This window comes from Roseateles saccharophilus (assembly GCF_031458095.1).
Taxonomy (GTDB): Bacteria; Pseudomonadota; Gammaproteobacteria; order Burkholderiales; family Burkholderiaceae_C; genus Pelomonas; species Pelomonas saccharophila_A.
This window is the reverse complement of record NZ_JAVDXU010000004.1, coordinates 1-19,237: the sequence shown is the minus strand read 5'-3', so window position 1 is coordinate 19,237 and position 19,237 is coordinate 1. Positions and strand designations below refer to the sequence as shown.

Here is a 19,237-nt window from a genome sequence, read left to right as displayed (position 1 = left end):
TCTTACCTTCAACTCGGGAGTCCTAGGCCAGGCTGTCTTTTTGCGTGCGCATCGCGTTCAGACACGCTCCCGCTCGTCCCTTCGCGCGCTATCAGTGCCGACGAACTTGGTAGCCCTGCGGCACGATCCGATAGCCGCGTCGTGGCTGAAGCGCTCGACACCCGCCGGTGATGCGAACGATGACAGCTCGCCAGTACTCCAGGTCGAGTGATCAGGTGTCGTCCGGCCCAGCCGTCGGCGTGATGGCGGCATCGAGGGCTGGCTGGGGGCGGCAGCCGCGAAGTCTGGAGCTTAGGAGATGCCGGCCTTCCGGCTCAAGATCGAAGGCGACAGACGCGCAACCGGCTGCCACATGAGGCAACGGCCGTGTCCAAGCTTCGGGCTTGCCGACGCGGGCCGGGTCAGGGGGTGCTAATGCGAACGCTTTTTGTAGGGTTGAGGGGAACTAAAACGCACGTGCTACGGTCAGGGGGAGCTATTTCGAACTTTCGCCGTTCATTTTCGCTCCTCTTGAAATTCTCTTCACCATATATGGATCAACGACTTAGCGAGATTCAGTAGGGGGAGAAGTCATGGAACCCGACTCGCCAGGCGCCACCCATTTCAGGCCCAGCTGCTCTCCGATATGGCTCTGCAGTTCCTGCAGTGACACGGGCTTGGTCAGGAACACGTTGACGCCCGACTGCAGGCTGGCAGCACGGTGCTCGGCGGTGACGGCGGCCGAGATCGCGATCACCGGCACTCGCGCCAGATCAGCATCCCGGCGGAGCTGGCGTGTGGCCTCCACGCCGTCAAGCGATGGCATGACACTGTCCATCAGGATCAGGTCGGGTCGGAAGGTCCTCGCGATCTCCAGCATGTCGCCGCCATCGCTGGCCAGCGCCACCTCGAAGCCAACCTGGGTCAGGAAGTCGCACATCAGCTCGCGGTTGGCCGCAACGTCGTCGACCACCAGCACCCGCCGCGACTCGCCCTGGTAGCGGGCCAATGCGGGCACGCCCGGCGGCGTGGCCGCGGCGGGCTGCGTCACCGGCAGGGGCAGCTCCACACTGAAACGCGTGCCGCTGCCGAACTCGCTGCTCACCTGCACCCGTCCGCCCATGTCGATCACGAGCGCGCGGGTGATCGCCAGACCCAGGCCGGTGCCGCCGCTGCGACGCTGCACGTCGCCCACTTGCTCGAAGGGCTTGAAAAGGCGCGCCAGGTCGTCGGGGCGCATGCCCACGCCGGTGTCCTCGACCTCCAGCCGCAGCAATGCCTGCGCGGGCCCGGCCGGCTCGGCCGCGGCGCGCAGGGTGACCGTGCCGGCGTCGGTGAACTTGATCGCATTGCTCAGCAGATTCAACAGCACCTGGCGCAGGCGGCGTTCGTCCGCCAGCACGGTGTCGGGCAGCCCGGCCCCGGCATCGAAGACGAAGCTCAAATGCTTCTCGTCGGCCTTCACGCGCATCAGATTCACGACGGCCTGCAGCAATTCGGCGAGCTGCACCGGCTCGGGGTTCAGGTCCGTGCGGCCGGCCTCGATGCGCGCCAGGTCGAGGATGTCGTTGATCAGGGCCAGCAGGTGCTGACCGCTCTGGTGGATGGTGTCCAGGCCACGCACCTGTCGCGGGCTCAGACCGCCCTCCATGCTCAACAGCTGCGCATAGCCGAGGATGGCATTCAGCGGTGTGCGCAACTCGTGGCTCATGCCGGTGAGGAACTGGCTCTTCGCCCGGTTGGCCGCCTCGGCGGCATGGCGGGCGGCGCGTTCCGCCTCGATCAATCCTTGCGCGCCATCGTCCCCGACTGCCGGCTCCAGATCCCGGTCCTGCAGCTTCGACAGGATGCCGCGTACCTGGTCGACCACGGCATCCTCGGTCTGCCCGAGCGCCTTGGCAATTTCGGCATAGACGTTGCGCTCGGCGATGAACTTCAGCAGGCTGACCTCGGCCTGTGTGATGACTTCGTCCTTGACCTGCCCGGCCAACTCAAATGACCCTTCGGACGGCAATGCGATGCGACCGGCGTGCACGGCGCGGATGGCGTCGAGCAGTTCCTTGTGCAGGGCGTTCTTCAGCAGATAGCCCCGAGCGCCGGCCTGCAGCGCGCGCTGCGCCTGGGCGTCGCCGGCATAGGTGGTGAGCACGATGATGCGCGCCTGCGGAAACTGGGCGCGAATCGCGTCGATCGCGTCGATCCCTCCCATGCCGGGCATCTGCAGGTCCATCAGCGTGACGTCCGGGACATGGGCGCGGAACTGCTCGAGGGCTTCGCGTCCGTTCGTCGCCTCTGCCACCAGGACCATGTCCGGTTCGACGGACAGAAGCGTTGCTATGCCCTGCCGCACGATCGGGTGATCGTCGACGCAGAGGACCCGAATCTGAACCCGATCTCCACTCATCTTCCGATCTCGCTGGGTGAGAACTTCCCGAACAGGAACCACCATCGTGCCGGTGCCGCCTGACTGTAAGCCCGCGCGCCGGGAACACTCAATTCGATCTCTGTCCCCTGCTCGGGATGGCTGCGAACCATCAGGCTGCCGCCCGCAAGCGCGGCGCGTTCGCGCATGCCGCCCAGGCCGAAGTGCCCTTCCCTCTCGCCTCGGCTCAACACTTCGGGCTCGATGCCCTGGCCGTCGTCGCGCACCCGGATTCGCAGTTGTCGTGCCTCGTAGTTGATCTCCACGTCGATTCGTTGCGCGGCGGCGTGATGAAAGGCGTTGTGCAGCGCCTCGCTGACGATGCGAAAGCTTTCATCCCGGACGAGAGGATGCAGGGCTTGCTGCAGGCCTCGGACTTCGACATGCGCCGATGCTGCGTGGCCCGACTCCGCTGCGAGTTCGGCAGCAAGGGTGCGCACCGCATCGGCGTAGTCGCTGGTCTCCAGGCTCAGGGCGGCGAACTCGATGACCCGCATTCGACTTTGGTCTGCCGATCGATTCACAGGGAGTCCCTGGCCGCCTGTTGCTGCGGCCAGCGTAGGGCGGAAGGCCCAGCGCCGGTCGACCTTGGATCACACGCCAACTTTGGTCATACCGAAATGACGGTTCACATCATTTCAACGCTGAAATCTGGGCCTTTGAAATACACTGGTCTGACCTCTATGAAAGCAAGACCTTGACTGAAGCCATCATCGGCAGCCTGACGGGCAAGACCCTCCTGATCACCGCCGCCGGCCAGGGCATCGGGCGGGCCAGCGCCCTCGCCTGCTTGGCGGCGGGCGCCGAGGTCATTGCCACCGACATCCAGGAAGACGCGCTGGCCAGCCTTGCAATCGAGGCCGGCCAACCTGCACGGCTGCGCACCGCGCGGCTCGACGTGCGCGACAGTGCCGCCATCCAAGCCCTGGCCGAGCGCCTGCCGCCGCTGCACGGCTTGTTCAATTGCGCGGGCGTGGTCCACCATGGCACGGTCCTCGAGTGCGACGAGGCGGCCTGGGACTTCAGCATGGATCTCAACGTCAAGAGCATGCTGCGCACGATGCGCGCCTTTCTGCCCGGCATGTTGGCCGAGGCGGCACGCACCGGCGGCGGCGCGTCGGTCCTGAACATGGCCTCCATGGCCTCGTCGGTGAAGGGCTTTCCCAACCGCTTCGCCTATGGCGCCAGCAAGGCCGCCGTCATCGGCATGAGCAAGGCCGTGGCCGCCGACTTCGTCAAGCAGGGCCTGCGCTGCAATGCCTTGTGCCCGGGCACCGTCGACACCCCCTCGCTGCGCGGCCGCATCGCCGCCGCCGCCGACCCGGTCCAGGCCGAGAAGGACTTCATCGCCCGGCAGCCGATGGGGCGCCTGGCCACCGTGGACGACATCGCGCCGCTGGTCGTCTTCCTGCTCAGCGACGACTCGCGCTTCATCACCGGCCAGGCCGTCTCCGTGGACGGCGGCGTCACGATCTGAGCCCCCCTGCCGCCCTACTCACCGCACTCCAACGCATGAAACTCCTTCGCTACGGCCCCCCCGGCCAGGAACGCCCCAGCCTGCTCGACGCTGAGGGCCGCGTCCGCGACCTGTCTGCGCACGTCGACGACATCGCCGGTGACGTGATCACGCCCGCCGGCCTCGAGCGCCTGCGCGGCCTCGACGTCAATACGCTGCCCGTCGTCGACGGCGCGCCCCAGCAGGACCTGCGCATCGGCCCCTGCGTCGGCCGCGTCGGCAAGTTCATCTGCATCGGCCTGAACTACGCCGACCATGCGGCCGAGTCCGGCCTGCCGGTGCCGACCGAGCCCGTCGTCTTCGCCAAGTGGACCAGCGCCATCTGCGGCCCCGACGACGCGGTGCAGATCCCGCGCGGCTCGGTCAAGACCGACTGGGAGGTGGAGCTGGGTGTCGTCATCGGCCAGGGCGGGCGCTACATCGAGGAAGCCGATGCGCTGAAGCATGTGGCCGGCTACTGCGTCGTCAACGATGTCTCCGAGCGCGAATGGCAGCTCGAGCGCGGCACGCAATGGGACAAGGGCAAGGGCTGCGATACCTTCGGGCCCATCGGCCCCTGGCTGGTCACCGCCGACGAGGTGGCTGACCCGCAGCAGCTGGACCTCTGGCTGGAAGTCGATGGCCGCCGCTTCCAGAACGGCAACACGCGCACCATGGTGTTCAACGTGGCGCAGATCGTCAGCTACCTCAGCAAATTCATGAGCCTGCAGCCCGGCGACGTCATCTCCACCGGCACGCCGCCCGGCGTGGGCCTGGGCCAGAAGCCACCTGTGTACCTGAAGGCCGGCCAGACCATGCGCCTGGGCATCCAGGGGCTGGGCGTGCAAACGCAAAAGACCGTCGCCGCATGACCCGTATCACCAGCCTGCGCACGGTGGACGTGCGCTTCCCGACGTCCCAGCATCTCGACGGCTCGGACGCGATGAACCCGGACCCCGACTACTCGGCCGCCTACGTCATCCTGGAGACCGACCAGCCCGGGCTGGAGGGCCACGGCCTGACCTTCACCATCGGCCGCGGCAACGACATCTGCTGCGCTGCCATCGAGGCCATGCGGCATCTCGTCGTCGGCCTGGAGCTGGACTGGATCGCCGCCGACATGGGCCGCTTCTGGCGCCACGTCACGTCGGACAGCCAGCTGCGCTGGATCGGCCCCGACAAGGGCGCCATCCACCTCGCCACCGGTGCCGTCGTCAACGCGGTGTGGGACCTGTGGGCCAAGGCCGAAGGCAAGCCGGTGTGGAAGCTGGTGGCCGACATGAGCCCGGCGGAGCTGGTGCGCTGCGTCGACTTCCGCTACATCACCGACTGCATCACGCCGGATGAAGCGCTGGCGCTGCTGACCCGCGCTGCTGAAGGCAAGGCCGAACGCTTGGCGACGCTGGAGCGAGAGGGCTACCCCTGCTACACGACCTCGGCCGGCTGGCTGGGCTATCCCGACGACAAGCTGCGCCGCCTGTGCCAGGAAGCGGTCGACGCCGGCTTCAACCACGTCAAGCTCAAGGTCGGCCGCGACCGCGAGGACGACATCCGCCGCCTGCGCATCGCCCGCGAGGTGCTGGGGCCGGACCGCAAGCTGATGATCGACGCCAACCAGGTCTGGGACGTGCCCGTGGCCATCGACTGGCTCAAGGATCTGGCCTTCGCCAAGCCCTGGTTCATCGAGGAGCCGACCAGCCCCGACGACGTCGAAGGCCACCGCGCCATCCGGCAGGCCATTGCGCCCATGCAGGTCGCCACCGGCGAGATGTGCCAGAACCGCATCATCTTCAAGCAGTTCATGATGCGCGGCGCCATCGACGTCGTGCAGATCGACAGCTGCCGCCTGGGCGGCGTCAACGAGATCCTGGCGGTCATGCTGATGGCTGCCAAGCTTGGTCTGCCGGTCTGCCCGCATGCCGGCGGCGTCGGCCTGTGCGAGTACGTGCAGCACCTGTCCATGATCGACTACCTCTGCATCGCCGGCACGCGCGAGGGCCGCGTCATCGAGTATGTCGACCATCTGCATGAGCACTTCGTCGACCCCTGCGTCGTGCGCGGCGCGGCCTACCTGCCGCCGACGGCGCCAGGCTTCTCGATCACCATGAAACCGGCGTCGCTGGACCGCTATCGCTTCACGGCCTGAAGCGATGCGGCCGCCGGCGCGCGGCATCGCGGCTGTGCGGTAGGTGTTTTCACTGGTAAGACCAAAATACGATAAAAGAGATACTGGTAAGACCAGCCGGCTCAAGGACAAGAACGCAATCCGGCACGGTCATCGCAGGAGACAACATGCTGAACAAGACGAAATTCATGCTGGCCGCAGCGCTGGTCGCCGCGTCCCAACTGGCCGCGGCGGACACGGCCGAAGTCAAGATCTCGAACCTGACGCTCTCCGTGTCCGGCGGCGAGTGGTGGTACTACCTGCCGACTGAAGTGGGTTGGGTTTCGCCCACGGGCGGCGCCATGACGGGCTTGACGTCGCCCAGCTTCGATGACAGCGTTGTCGGATGGCATGGCAACGCGCTGGCAAGTTCTGTTCACGATGGCGGCTCCATGGCGCTGGCGCAATTGACGGCCAAGACGTCCGGGGACATGAATGGCGTCACGGCTTCCGCTTCCGCCACGGCCATCGGCGGCCAGTCCGCCTGGGCCTTCGCCAAGGTCTTCGACGGCCAGATCATGGTCGGTGGCAATGCCACCATCACGGTCACCGCCCAACTGGACAGCATCCTGGCCACCGGCTCCATGGCCCAGGCCAATGCCTACATCGAGCTGTGCAGCACCGACTTCACGACGGACACGTGCAGCCCGGCGAACTTCGTCGAAGCCTTCGTGGATGCATCGTCGCCCGCCTATCACGGCCCGACCCTGCTGACGGCGAGCTGGACCAATCCCGGTGCCACGAACTGGGCCAAGATGCATATCGGCCTGACCGCCTCCGCCGATTCGGTCGCCACTCCCGTTCCCGAGCCGACGAGCCTGGCCCTGTGGCTGGCCGGACTGGCCGGCATCGGGCTCTACCGCCGCCGCCGCGTTTGAAGTTTTCACCGTCCGGGCCGGCCGGGCATCGCCCCGGCCGGTTTTGGTCGCGCGGTTTCTCAAGGGACCGCGCGACCTATTTCTTTGGCTGATTGAATCGCCCGCCAGGATGCTCTCCATGCTGCGCCCATCCACCCTTCTCCATTGGCTGGCTTCCTGCCTGCTGCTCGTGCTCGCGTTGTCGGCGGGAGCAACCCAGGCGGCCGGCCACGAACGCCTGTCGCTGGACGGCGGCTGGCTCTTCCATCGCGGTGAGGTGGCCATGCCGGCCGTCAAGGGCCATGGCATGAGCTACCAGAACGGCAAGGCCAACAATGGCTGGGGCGCGGCGGCGGCGGACTTCGACGACTCCGGCTGGCGCCGCCTGGACCTGCCCCACGACTGGGCCGTCGAGAACCCCTTCGACCGCAACGAGAACGCCTCCCAGGGCTATCGGGCACGCGGCATCGGCTGGTACCGCCGCTATCTGCCGCTGTCCGAGGCCGATCGCGGCCGCCACATCGAGCTGCAGTTCGACGCCATCGCCACCCACAGCACCGTGTGGGTGAACGGCATCGTCGTCGACCGCAACTGGTCGGGCTACAACGGCCGCAGCATCGACATCACGCCCTATGTTCGCTACGGCAGCGATCCCAACACCATTGCCGTGCGCGTCGATGCCGACGCCCAGGAGGGCTGGTGGTACGAAGGCGCCGGCATCTATCGCCATACCTGGCTGGTGAAGCGCGACGCCCTGCACATCGCCACCGACGGCCTGCATGCCAACCCGGTGAAGCAGGGCGGGCGCTGGACCCTTCCCGTGGAAGTGACGTTGCAAAGCAGCGCCAAGGCCGCGCGCGACGGCGTCGTCGACGTGGTGCTGATCGACCCGGCCGGGCGTGAAGTGGCCAAGGGCAGCGCACGCGCACGCGTCGCCGCCCTCGAGTCGGCCGTCGCCCGCATGAAGCTGGACGTGCGCGAGCCCAGGCTCTGGTCCCTGGCCCAGCCCAACGTCTACCGCGTGCGTGCCGTGCTGCGCGACGGTGCCCAGGAAATCGACCGCACCGAGGTGCAGACGGGTTTCCGCACGATCCGCTTCGACGCCGACAAAGGCTTCTTCCTCAACGACGAGTCCGTCAAGCTGCAAGGCGTCTGCATCCACCAGGACCACGCCGGCGTCGGCGTCGCCGTGCCCGAGTCGATCTGGGAATTCCGCCTGCGCCGCTTGAAGGAGATGGGCACCAACGCCATCCGCTTCGCGCACAACGCGCCCGCGGCGGAGGTGCTGGACATGGCCGACCGCATGGGCCTGCTCGTCATGGACGAGAACCGCCACTTCAACCCGTCCCCGGACTATCTGCAGCAGCTGACCTGGCTGGTGCGGCGCGACCGCAACCACCCGAGCGTCATCCTGTGGTCCATCTTCAACGAGGAGCCGCTGCAGAGCACCGAGGCCGGCTATGAGATGTCGCGCCGCATGGTGGCGGAGATCAGGAAGCTGGACGCGACGCGCCCCACCACGGGTGCCATGCACGGCGGCCTCACCACCGACCTCAATGCAGCGGACGCCGTCGACGTCGTCGGCCTGAACTACCAGATCTGGATCTACGACGACTATCACAAGAAGCATCCCAAGCGCCCGCTGACGAGCACCGAGGACACCTCGGCCTTCATGACCCGCGGCGAGTACGCGAGTGACCGCAAGGGCCAGGTCATGGCCAGCTACGACGACGAGCCCTCGTCCTGGGGCAATACCCACCGCGACGCCTGGAAGGCCATCGCGCAGCGGCCCTTCATCGCCGGCAGTTTTGTCTGGACGGGCATCGACTACCGCGGCGAGCCCACGCCTTATGAGTGGCCGAGTGCCAGCTCCTTCTTCGGCGCCATGGACCTGGCTGGCTTCGCCAAGGGCGCCTTCTGGATCCATCAGGCGCAGTGGGTCAAGGACAAGCCCGTCGTGAAGCTGCAGCCGCACTGGAACTGGGCCGGCCGCGAAGGCCAGAACATCCGCGTGATGGTGACCAGCAACGCGCAGCGCGTCCGCGTTCTGCTCAACGGCAGGGAGGTCGGCGAACAGGCCGTCGACCCCTACGAGATGAACTACTTCCAGGTGCCCTATGCGCCCGGCCGCATCGAAGCCGTCGCCCTGAGCGGCGGCAAGGAGGTGGCGCGCGACGTCGTCGAGACCAGCGGCGCGGCGGTGCGCCTCGTGCTGACGCCGGACCGCCCTGCCCTGGCCGGCGACGGCCTGGACGCCGTGCCCGTCACGGTCAGCGCCGTGGACGCCCAGGGCCGGCCGGTGCCGCTGGCTCAAGACAAGGTCACCTTCGCAGTGGAGGGCCAGGGCGCCATCATCGGCGTCGGCAATGGCGATCCCAACTCCCACGAGGCCGACAAGGCCAGCGAACGCAGCCTGTTCAACGGCCTCGCCCAGGTCATCGTGCAGAGCCGCCGCGACGGCCGCGGCGCATTGAAGCTGCGCGCCAGCGCCCAAGGCCTGCAGGGCGCCGAGGTCGAGTTGCCCCTGAATGCCGTCGCCGCGCCGCCCCAGGTGCCGACGGCCGAACCGACCACGCCGCTGCTGAGCTGGCGCATCTCGCCGGCCGCGGCCGTGAAGCCCGACCCCAATGTCGTGCTGGCCGAAAACGACATGAATTCCTGGGGCTGGGACGAGCCGCCCATGCGGCGCGGCCCCGAAGCCGGGGCCTTCCGCCTCTATCGCAGCGGCGTGAACGTTCGCGCCGACCGCAACGACGGCCGCGCCCAGCTGGCCTTCGGCAGCATCGCGGGCAAGGCCGAGGTCTGGGTCGATGGCGTCAAGCTGGGCGAGAAGACCGCCGCCGAGCCGGCACCGTTTTCCGTCGTCCTGCCTCAGGGTGGCGGGCGGCGCGAGGTCACCGTCCTCGTCGAGGCCACGCCGGGCCAGCCCTCGGGCCTGTGGGGCCGGGTGGTGCTGGAGCGCGGAGCGCCCTGATGTTCCGTGCGGCGCTGACCCTGCTGCTGGGCCTGTCGATCACGCTGCAGGCCCAGGCCGGGCGCACCAGCACACCGCTGGACGGCGCCTGGCGCTTCCAGCGCACCGATGTGGCAGGCGCCGAGGCACCTGGCTTCGACGATGCTGCCTGGACGGCCGTCGCCCTCCCCCACACCTACAACGCCGACGATGGCGAGACGGGCGGCACGCCCTACCGCGGCGCCGCCTGGTATCGCCGCACGCTCGACGTCCCGCCCGGCGCGGCGACCCGCCGCTTCCTCGAGTTCGACGCCGCGACGCTGGCTGCCGACGTCTGGGTCAACGGGCGTCATGCCGGCCGCCATGAAGGCGGCTATGCGCGCTTTCGCTTCAACATCACGTCGCTGCTGCGGCCCGGCCGCAATGTGCTGGCCGTGCGCGTGGACAACAGCAAGCTGCCCCAGGTGGCACCGCTGGGCGGCGACTTCACGGTCTTCGGCGGCCTGATCCGTCCCGTGCGCCTTATCGAGACCGCCGACACCCACATCGAACTGCTGGACCATGGCGGCCCCGGTGTGCGCTTCGACATCGAGGCGCTGGACGCCGACCAGGCACGACTGAAGGTGCAGCTGCAGTGGCGCAACGACGGCGCCGCGCCCGCTCGGCGTGAACTGCGCCTGACGCTGCGCGACGCCCAGGGACGCAGCGTCGTGCAGCAGATCCGGCGCCTGGACCTGCTGGCGGGTGCTGCCGACACCGTCACCGCGATATTGAACGTGCCCAAGCCGCATCTGTGGCAAGGCATCAAGGATCCCTACCTCTACCGGCTGAGCGCCGAGCTGATGGACGGCCGCGAGGTGGCCGACGCCGTGCAGCTGCCCGTGGGCCTGCGCCAGTTCGGCGTTGACCCCGAGCGCGGCTTCCTGCTCAACGGCAAGCCCTACCCGCTCTACGGCGTCAACTACTTCCACACCGGCCGCCCCGGCCGTGGCGTGGCCGTGGGCCGGGCCGAGATCGACGAGGACCTGCGCATCCTGATGGACCTGGGCCTGACCGGCCTGCGCCTGGTGCACTACCAGCATCCGGCCTACACCTACGAACGCGCGGACGAGCTGGGCCTGGTGCTGTGGACCGAGATCCCGCTGAACTCGGCCATGCAGGAAACGCCGGCCTTCCGCGACAACCTCTACGGCCAGCTGCGCGAGCTGGTGCGGCAGAACCGGCATCACGCGTCGGTGGCCGTCTGGGGGGTGGGCAACGAGGTCTACCGCTCCGACGAGCCCATCCGCGCCCTGCTTGCCGACCTGCATGCGCTGGCCAAGCGGGAAGACCCCGCGCGGCTGACCAGCTATGCCCATTGCTGCGCGCCCGACGACCATCCCATGGCCCTGGCCACCGACCTCGCCTCGTACAACCGCTACTGGGGCTGGTACGACGGCCAGTTCAGCGACATCGGCCCCTGGGCCGACAAGCTGCACGCCAGGCTGCCGGCCAAGCCCATCGGCCTGGGCGAATACGGCGCCGGCGCCAGCGCCCTCCAGCAGGAAGACCCGCCGCGCCGCCCCGAACCCGGTGGCCGCTGGCACCCGGAGCAGTACCAGGCCCTGTTCCACGAGGCCTATGCCGCCCAGCTCGAGAAGCGCCCTTATCTGTGGGGCCGCTTCATCTGGCTGGGTTTCGACCATGCCGCCGCCAACCGCCACGAGGGCGACACCACCGGCCGCAACGACAAGGGCCTGGTGACCTACGACCGCCGGCTGCTCAAGGACGCCTATCACCTGATGCGCGCCTGGTGGCAAAGCAAGCCTGTGCTGCACATCGCCAGCCAGCGCCTGGCCACGCGGCCGACCGGCCCCGTCGCCATCAAGGCCTACAGCAATGCCGCCAAGGCCACGTTGCAGCTCAATGGCAAGACCGTCGGCACAGTCGATGTCGTCGACCGCATCGCCGTCTGGCCGGCCGTCGAGCTGACGCCTGGCCGCGTTACGCTGCAGGTCAGCGACGACCGTGGCAGCAAAGAGCGCGTCGACTTGCAGATCGAAGGCTGCGGCCCCGAGGCCCTGGGCACCTCGCGCGTGCTGCAGCTGCCACGCGAAGGCGCGGCCCATGGCGGCGCCTACGGCCGCCTGCCGCTGGCCGCCAACGAGTTCGTGCTGAGCTTCGACGACGGCCCCCGGCCCGGCACCACCGAGCGCGTGCTGCAGGCCCTGAAGGCCGAGTGCGCCAGGGCCACGTTCTTCATGAACGGCGAGCCCATGCTGCAGCACCCGGCCCTGGCGCAGCGCGTGCGCGCCGAAGGCCACACGGTGGCCATGCATGGTTTCAAGCACCTGGCCTTTGGCGAGCTGCCCGCCAAGGACCAGCTCGCCGACCTCGAGGCCATGCAGAAGGCCTACCGCTACGTGATCGGCGGCGAGCCGGCGGCCTGGCGCTTCCCCTATCTCGCCGAGACACCCACGCTGCGCGAGGCCTTGCGCCAGCAGAAGGTCACGGTGATGTCTGTGGAGCCCGGCATCGAGGACTGGGTGCCCGGTAAAACGCCCGAGATGATGGCCGAGGGCCTGCTGGCCGCGCTGCGCCAGACCGGCGGTGGCATCGTGCTGCTGCACGACGTGCAGGAGCAGACCGCCGCCGCCCTGCCCCTGATGCTGCGCCGCCTGAAGCAGGAAGGCTGGCGCCTCGTGCATCTGCAATGGCCCGAGTCACCCCGCTGATCCCGTCCCCCCTCTTTCTCCATGTCCATTCCCAAGATCCTTGCCCGGCTGGCCTTGCTGCCGGCCCTGCTGACCCTGCAATCCTGCGGCCATGCCCCCACCGCCGGTGCGACCGCCGTCGACACCACGGCCATCCAGCTCAACCAGGTCGGCTATCTGCCCGGCGGCGGCAAATGGGCCGCCCTGCCCGAAGTGGCGGCCGACAGCTTCGCCGTCGTCGATGCCGCGACCGGCCGCGAGGTCTGGCGCGGTCCGCTGCAACCCGCTCGCACTTGGGAACCCGCCCAGCAGAAGCTGCGCCTGGCCGACTTCTCGGCCGTGAGTGAGCCGGGCCGCTACCGCCTGCAGGTGGCCGGCCTGCCGCCGTCTGCGCCCTTCGTCATCGCGGCCGATGCCTATGCCGCGCTGAATGCCGCGGCGCTCAAGTTCTACTACTTCAACCGCGCCAGCGTGGCGCTGGCCCCCGCCCACGCCGGCATCTGGGCCCGGCCCGCCGGCCATCCGGACGACCGCGTCCTCGTGCACGCCTCGGCCGCCGGCCCCGGCCGGCCCGAAGGCACGGTGATCTCTGCACCCAAGGGCTGGTACGACGCCGGCGACTACAACAAGTACATCGTCAACTCCGGCATCACGGTCTACACGCTGCTGGCCGCGTACGAGCATTTCCCCGCCTACTTCAAGGCGCAGAACCTCAATATCCCCGAGAGCGGCAACGGCCTGCCCGATGTGCTGAGCGAGGCGCTGTGGAACCTCGAGTGGATGCTGGCCATGCAGGACCCGGCCGACGGCGGCGTCTATCACAAGCTCACCGACAAGGGCTTCGACGGCATCGTCATGCCGCACCAGGCCAGGCACGACCGCTACGTCGTCATGAAGGCCACCGCGGCGACGCTGGACTTCGCCGCCGTCATGGCCCAGGCCAGCCGGGTGCTCGCGCCCTTCGAGGCCCAGCGGCCTGGGCTGTCCGCCCGCATGCTGGCCGCGTCCCAGCGCGCCTGGGACTGGGCCCAGGCCCACCCCGAGGTCATCTACCGCCAGGCGCCGGACATCCATACCGGCGGCTACGACGACAGCAAGCTGGCCGATGAATTTGCCTGGGCCGCTGCCGAGCTCTACGTCACGACGCGCGACGAGCGCTACTGGCGCTCCTTCCGGCAAACCGCGCCGCGCATCGAGGTGCCCGGCTGGCCCGATGTCGGCGCCCTCGCCTGGATCAGCCTGGCCCAGCACCGCGAGCGGCTGACCGCGGCGGCCGACCGCCAGCTGATCGAGACGCAGATCCGCACGCTGGCCGACGGCTTCGCGTCGCGCTGGGAGGCCTCGCCCTATCGCGTCGCCATGCAGACCCAGGACTTCATCTGGGGCAGCAATGCCGTCGCGCTGAACCAGGCGCTGATGCTGATCCAGGGCTATCGCGTCAGCGGCGAGCGCCGCATGCTGGATGCCGCGCAGTCGGCGCTGGACTTCGTACTGGGCCGGCACCCGACCGGCTACGCGATGGTGACCGGTTTCGGCACGCGCTCGCCGCTGCACCCCCATCACCGCCCGTCCGGCGCCATGCCGCAGCAGCCGCCGGTGCCCGGCATGATCGTCGGCGGCCCCAACCCCGGCTCGGGCGACGACTGCCCCACGCCCTACCCCTCCAAGCTGCCCGCCAAGGCCTTCCAGGACGCGCTGTGCAGCTACACGACCAACGAGATCGCGATCAACTGGAACGCGCCGCTGGTCTATGTGTCCGCGGCCCTGCAGTCGCTGACGCCCGATGTCTCCCAACGCAAGCCGTGACATGACCATCGACCAGACCTCATTGCAGGCCCGTTTGCAGCGCCCCGCCTCGGCCGCCCTGCGTTTGATGTTCGGCACCGCCCTGCTCGCCACGTCGCTGGCCAGCTGCGGAGGCGGTGGGGCCGCAACCGGCAGCCCGGTACCAGCGCCCGCTCCCGCCCCGGCGCCGGCGCCGGCGCCGCAACCCACCGGCAGCGCCGGCTGCGGCAACGCCGCCAAGCTCAGCACCGGCGAACAGGCCATCGCCTCCGACGGCGTCCAGCGGAGCTACTGGCTCGAACTGCCGGCCGACTACGACCGCAACAAGGCCTACCCCGTCATCATTGGCCTGCACTGGCGCGACGGCAGCGCCACGGAAGTGCGCACCTGGAACAACTACTTCGGGCTCAAGCCCCTGTACGGCAGCAGCGCCATCTTCATCGCGCCGGAAGGCCTGGACAAGGGCTGGGCCAACACCGGCGGGCGCGACATCCGCTTCATGCGCGCCCTGATCAGCCAGGTCCAGCAGGGCGTCTGCACCGATCCCCAGCGCGTGTTTGCCACCGGCTTCAGCTTCGGCGGCATGATGTCCAACGCCATCGGCTGCGAGATGGGTGACGTGGTCCGAGCCATCGCTCCCCTGTCGGGCTCGCTGTGGAGCGGATGCGGTGCGTCCTCAAACCGGGTGGCGGCGATCTTCGACCACGCCATGGACGACAACACCGTGCCCTACTCGGCCGGCGAAGACGCCCGCAACACCTTCGTGGCCCGCAACAGCTGCAGCGCCACCACCAAGCCTATCGGCAGCAACGGCTGCGTCGAGTACCAGGGCTGCAGCGCCGGCAAACCGGTCGTCTGGTGCGGCCATGCCACTGGCGGCCACTGGCCACCCGCCTTTTCGGCGACCGAGACCAAGGCCTTCTTCGACCGCTTCTAAGGCCGCGCGAGCACCCGGGCCACGACGATCAGCTCAGCCTGAACACGCTCACTGCAGTCACCAGGTTGGCCGCCTGCAGTTTGAGGCTTTCCGCGGCCGCCGCACTCTCTTCAACGAGGGCGGCGTTCTGCTGGGTGACCTGGTCAAGTTGACTCACCGCATCTCCGATCTGGCTGATGCCTTGGGTCTGCTCCTGCGTGGCTGACCCGATTTCGCCGATCAGGTCGTTGACCCGCCTGACCTGGGCGACGATGTCGTTCATGGCCTTGCCGGCCTCGTGCACCTGCGCGCTGCCGGCGTCCACCTTCTCGACGCTTTCGGTGATGAGGCTCTTGATCTCCCGGGCCGCCGTCGCCGAGCGCTGGGCCAAGGTGCGGACCTCGGTTGCCACGACGGCAAAGCCCCTGCCCTGCTCGCCTGCCCGGGCCGCCTCGACGGCGGCATTCAGGGCCAGGATGTTGGTCTGGAAGGCGATGCTGTCGATGACGCCGATGATGTCGGCGATCTTGCGGCTGGATGCCGTGATGCCCTCCATGGTCTGGACCACCTGCGCCACCACCTGCCCGCCATGGGCAGCAGCGGTGGTCGCCGAGCCGGCCAGCTGAGTGGCCGTGCGGGAAGTCTCCGCATTGGCCTGCACCGTCGCGGTGAGTTCTTCCATCGACGCCGCCGTTTGCTCCAGGTTCGCCGCCTGCTCCTCGGTGCGCTGGCTGAGATCGGCATTGCCCGTCGCGATTTGCGAAGAGCCCGTGGCAATGCTGTCGCTGCTCGCGCGCACTTTGCGCACCACCTCCGACAGCGATTCCTGCATGTGGCTGATGGCCGCAACCACGCTTCCCGGCCGCGCCCGAGTCGTGTCGATACGGGTGGTCAAGTCGCCGCCTGCCACCGCGTTGGCCACAGTGGCCACGTCGGAAGGCTCGCCGCCCAGCGCCCGGGTCACGCTGCGGGTGAGCACCACGCCGATGGCGATGCCGGCCATTGCGCTGCCCAGCGTCAGCAGCCCCATGGTCAGGCTGACCGTCTCGAACAGCTGGGTCCCGTCCTTGGAGGCCTGCTCGCCGTTCTTTTCCTTGAGCTCGGTCAACAACGAGAGCTGGTCGTCGACCGCCTTGTTGGTCTGCTTGACCGCCTTGTCCAGTCGCAGCAGGTCGGCATCGGCAGCCTGCACCTCCTTGCCGGATGCAGCAGCAAAGTAGGCCTCCGTGGCAGGCAACCAGGCCTGGATCATCGCGTCCAGCTTGCGGAGTTCTTCCTGGCCTTTCGGCAGATAGAACAGCGGTCGGGATTTGTCGAGCCAGCTGCGCATGGTGTCGACCGACTCCTTGAAGGTCTGACGTGCGGCTTGGCGCTCCGCCTCGGTCGTGGCCAGCGCAAACTGGCCTCGTGCGCGTGCCGCGTAGACGAGGTTGATGTTCGCTTCCTTCACATAGGAGATGGCGAGCAGTTCGCGCTGGTAGAGCGAGTCGTTGACCGTGTTCAGCCGAAACAGGCCATTGATTCCGAATGCCGCCACGACGGCGCCTATGGCCACCAGCGTCGCGAAGGCGAGCAGGAGTCGAGTACCGAGCCTGAGGTTGGCAAACATGGGCAGCTCCTCTGCAAACAAGACCACACTCTTGGCGGCCATGGAGGCTGCCACCCGCGTGACAGGCTGTGGGGTCGATGCATGGAATGCCAAACAACGGCGTGCCCCGCAGGCACTGGCGGACGCTCAGCGCTGATCTTGCTCGCCAACAGCCACCACTGCAAGCGGCGGTGCGGCGCCGAGCCGCTGCCAGCGCTTTGCCCCGATCAACGACCCGGATCGACCTTGAACGCCCCGACGATCTCGGTCAGCCGCTGGGCCTGGTGACTCAGGCTGTCGGCAGCAGCGGCGGACTCCTCCACGAGCGCTGCGTTCTGCTGGGTGACGCTGTCCAGTTGGCTGATCGCCCTGCCAATTTCGCCGATGCCCAGGCTCTGTTGATCGGTGGCGGTGCCGATGGCGGCCATCAGCTGGGCGACCTGCTGGACCTGACGCACCACCTCATCCATGGTGCTGCCGGCACTTCCGACGAGGTCCGCCCCCGCCTCCACGCGGGTGACACTTTCGCCGATCAGCACCTTGATTTCCCTGGCCGCGGTGGCAGCCCGCTGGGCAAGCGTTCTGACCTCGCTGGCGACGACCGAAAAGCCCCGACCTTGCTCGCCGGCGCGAGCGGCCTCAACCGCTGCGTTGAGCGCGAGGATGTTGGTCTGGAAGGCGATGCCATCGATGACGCCGGTGATGTCGGAAATCTTCCTGGAGCTCGCGCTGATGTCGCCCATGGTCGAGACGATTCGAGCGACCACGGCTCCTCCTTCGGCGGCGACGTTGCTTGCTGACGCTGCCAGCGAGGTGGCGTCCCTGGCGGACTCGGCACTGCGCTGCACCGTGGCCGTCAGTTCCTCCATGGCGGAAGCTGTTTGCTCCAGGTTCGATGCTTGCTCCTCCGTCCGTTGCGACAGGTCGGTGCTGCCCGTAGCGATCTGGTGAGAGCCCGTCGCGATGGAATCACTGCTCAGCCGCACTTGGCTCACGATGCTGACGAGGCTTGCATTCATTGCCCCCAGCGCCCTCAGCAGCTGGCCCGCCTCGTCGCGACGTTGGACATCCACGACGGATGTCAGATCGCCCGATGCCACGGTCTCGGCCAGGCGAACCGCCTGCGCGATCGGTTGCGTGATGGAGCGCGTCAGCAAGACCGCAATTGACACCGACAGGACGACTGCGATGGCGGAAAGCAGCAGCAGCATCAGTCGCGCTGCGGCTGCCATCTGCGCGGCCTCCGCACCGAACTGCTCCATGCCAGCCGCCTGCGACTCGACGAAGGCTTCGACCGACTCAAGATAGGCACCTTGCAGCGGCAGGATGACGGACACCAGCATCTCCCGTGCTTCGTCGATCCTGCCGTTCTTGATCAGCTCGATCAGCGCGTGCTCCTTGTCCTTGAACTCGGCGCGAGCCTCCGTCAGCTTCTTGAGTGCCGCCTTGCCGCTGTCGCTGTGGACTGTCGCGGACAGCTTCTCGATGGCGGTTGCGACGATCGGCAGCGAGGCCTCGATCTTGGCCAGCTCCTTCCTGGACAGGCCCGGATCGGACACGATCATGGCGGTGCGGATGGCTCGAAGCTGCTTGTTGACCTCGTTCTCGACCGTCTGCGCAAGCTTCACCTTGACGAAGCGGTCGTGAAGAATCAACTCGGTGTCGGCGTTCACCGCATTGATGCGCGACACGCCGATCACCGCCAGCATCACCAGGAGCGCAATCACCGCGCCGAAGCCGGTCGCGAGTCGGGTACCAATCTTGAGGTTGGCGACTGCAGTCATAAGATCTCCGGTTGTGCGTGACGCCGGCATCGTGCGTCAATCAACGCAGCGCTCGACAACCACGGTGTCGAACGGCCGAGTGACGAAAGTATCCGGGTTGTCGGGTCGGATGGCTAGGTGACGCCTTGGAGTTGGATGCGCCCGCTGCCGTCATGATGAGAGACAGCAGCAGGCGCTTTCATCAGGCGGCTGACCAGCCCAAGGCCCCACCTTCGGCCAGCACGGGGCTGCGCCGGCCGTCGACGTCCAGACACCAGTCGCGCAGCGCACCTTCGCTCACCTCGGCCACATAGCGCTGGCCCTGGCGGCTGACCGTGCCGCGTGCGGCAACCTTGCCGTCTGCCCCCACCACCGTGAAGGCCACGCTCTTGCCGTCGTCCAGCTCGAACACACGCAGCACCGTGCCGCGGGCGTAGTCGTAGTCCGGCTTCTCGGTCTCGGCACCCCAGGCGATGACGCTGTTGGGTGCGGCGTAAAGCGGCATGCTCAGGAAGTCATGCGTCTCACGGTGCCAGCGCCCGCCCTGCTTCTTCCCGCCATTGAGCAGATGGGTCCAGGTGCCTGAACCTTCCGATCCAGGCAGATAGAAGTCCACCTCACC

13 protein-coding genes are annotated in these 19,237 nt (G+C 67.9%); 8 read left to right on the top strand and 5 right to left on the bottom strand.

All coding sequences use genetic code 11. The annotated features are described in order from the left end of the window. Positions 1-544: 544 nt before the first annotated feature. Both J2X20_RS22880 and J2X20_RS22875 read right to left on the bottom strand, forming a co-directional pair. Positions 545-2,383, bottom strand: a complete 1,839-nt coding sequence (locus J2X20_RS22880) for a response regulator (RefSeq protein WP_310270056.1) — start codon at positions 2,381-2,383, stop codon at positions 545-547. Next, complete coding sequence (locus tag J2X20_RS22875; RefSeq protein WP_310270053.1) at positions 2,380-2,898, bottom strand: sensor histidine kinase; 519 nt, start codon at positions 2,896-2,898, stop codon at positions 2,380-2,382. Before J2X20_RS22875 ends, J2X20_RS22880 begins: the two co-directional genes overlap by 4 nt. 200 nt (positions 2,899-3,098) lie before the next feature. Between J2X20_RS22875 and J2X20_RS22870 the strand changes: the two genes are divergently transcribed. The 8 genes from J2X20_RS22870 (at position 3,099) to J2X20_RS22835 (ending at position 15,285) form a co-directional block, all read left to right on the top strand. Continuing rightward, the gene (locus J2X20_RS22870; protein ID WP_310270051.1) at positions 3,099-3,878 is read left to right on the top strand and encodes an SDR family oxidoreductase; all 780 of its coding nucleotides are present in this window, start codon (positions 3,099-3,101) and stop codon (positions 3,876-3,878) included. 35 nt (positions 3,879-3,913) lie between these two features. After that, a complete protein-coding gene (locus J2X20_RS22865; RefSeq protein WP_310270049.1) occupies positions 3,914-4,768 on the top strand; it encodes an ureidoglycolate lyase in 855 nt (284 codons plus the stop codon). Then, the gene (locus J2X20_RS22860; protein ID WP_310270046.1) at positions 4,765-6,042 is read left to right on the top strand and encodes an L-fuconate dehydratase; all 1,278 of its coding nucleotides are present in this window, start codon (positions 4,765-4,767) and stop codon (positions 6,040-6,042) included. The genes J2X20_RS22865 and J2X20_RS22860 overlap by 4 nt, the downstream gene beginning before the upstream one ends. Positions 6,043-6,188: 146 nt before the next feature. After that, positions 6,189-6,938: a PEP-CTERM sorting domain-containing protein gene (locus J2X20_RS22855; protein ID WP_310270043.1), complete on the top strand. Its 750-nt coding sequence runs from the start codon at positions 6,189-6,191 to the stop codon at positions 6,936-6,938. Positions 6,939-7,056: 118 nt separating this feature from the next. Continuing rightward, positions 7,057-9,891, top strand: a complete 2,835-nt coding sequence (gene galA, locus J2X20_RS22850) for a beta-galactosidase GalA (protein WP_310270040.1) — start codon at positions 7,057-7,059, stop codon at positions 9,889-9,891. Continuing rightward, complete coding sequence (locus J2X20_RS22845) at positions 9,891-12,584, top strand: polysaccharide deacetylase family protein (RefSeq protein WP_310270038.1); 2,694 nt, start codon at positions 9,891-9,893, stop codon at positions 12,582-12,584. Before galA ends, J2X20_RS22845 begins: the two co-directional genes overlap by 1 nt. 21 nt (positions 12,585-12,605) lie before the next feature. Next, complete coding sequence (locus J2X20_RS22840) at positions 12,606-14,369, top strand: glycoside hydrolase family 9 protein (RefSeq protein WP_310270035.1); 1,764 nt, start codon at positions 12,606-12,608, stop codon at positions 14,367-14,369. Between the two features lies 1 nt (position 14,370). After that, positions 14,371-15,285 carry a CE1 family esterase gene (locus J2X20_RS22835; protein WP_310270034.1) on the top strand — a complete coding sequence of 305 codons (915 nt, stop codon included), beginning with the start codon at positions 14,371-14,373 and terminating at the stop codon, positions 15,283-15,285. 28 nt (positions 15,286-15,313) lie between these two features. Here J2X20_RS22835 and J2X20_RS22830 read toward each other — a convergent pair whose 3' ends face one another. The 3 genes from J2X20_RS22830 to J2X20_RS22820 form a co-directional block, all read right to left on the bottom strand. After that, on the bottom strand, positions 15,314-16,873 hold the full coding sequence (locus J2X20_RS22830) for a methyl-accepting chemotaxis protein (RefSeq protein WP_310270030.1): 1,560 nt from the start codon (positions 16,871-16,873) through the stop codon (positions 15,314-15,316). Between the two features lie 206 nt (positions 16,874-17,079). Then, entirely contained in the window at positions 17,080-18,636 is a 1,557-nt protein-coding gene (locus tag J2X20_RS22825) for a methyl-accepting chemotaxis protein (protein WP_310270028.1), read from the bottom strand. 181 nt (positions 18,637-18,817) lie between these two features. Then, on the bottom strand, positions 18,818-19,237 hold a 420-nt coding region (locus tag J2X20_RS22820), incomplete at its 5' end, for a hypothetical protein (RefSeq protein WP_310270025.1).

Excerpts from the sequence above, each read along its gene's own strand:
- J2X20_RS22880 (WP_310270056.1), bottom strand. The coding sequence starts at position 2,383 with ATGAGTGGAGATCGGGTTCAGATTCGGGTCCTCTGCGTCGACGATCAC.
- J2X20_RS22875 (WP_310270053.1), bottom strand. The coding sequence starts at position 2,898 with ATGCGGGTCATCGAGTTCGCCGCCCTGAGCCTGGAGACCAGCGACTAC.
- J2X20_RS22865 (WP_310270049.1), top strand. The coding sequence starts at position 3,914 with ATGAAACTCCTTCGCTACGGCCCCCCCGGCCAGGAACGCCCCAGCCTG.
- J2X20_RS22860 (WP_310270046.1), top strand. The coding sequence starts at position 4,765 with ATGACCCGTATCACCAGCCTGCGCACGGTGGACGTGCGCTTCCCGACG.
- J2X20_RS22855 (WP_310270043.1), top strand. The coding sequence starts at position 6,189 with ATGCTGAACAAGACGAAATTCATGCTGGCCGCAGCGCTGGTCGCCGCG.
- galA (WP_310270040.1), top strand. The coding sequence starts at position 7,057 with ATGCTGCGCCCATCCACCCTTCTCCATTGGCTGGCTTCCTGCCTGCTG.
- J2X20_RS22845 (WP_310270038.1), top strand. The coding sequence starts at position 9,891 with ATGTTCCGTGCGGCGCTGACCCTGCTGCTGGGCCTGTCGATCACGCTG.
- J2X20_RS22840 (WP_310270035.1), top strand. The coding sequence starts at position 12,606 with ATGTCCATTCCCAAGATCCTTGCCCGGCTGGCCTTGCTGCCGGCCCTG.
- J2X20_RS22835 (WP_310270034.1), top strand. The coding sequence starts at position 14,371 with ATGACCATCGACCAGACCTCATTGCAGGCCCGTTTGCAGCGCCCCGCC.
- J2X20_RS22830 (WP_310270030.1), bottom strand. The coding sequence starts at position 16,873 with ATGTTTGCCAACCTCAGGCTCGGTACTCGACTCCTGCTCGCCTTCGCG.
- J2X20_RS22825 (WP_310270028.1), bottom strand. The coding sequence starts at position 18,636 with ATGACTGCAGTCGCCAACCTCAAGATTGGTACCCGACTCGCGACCGGC.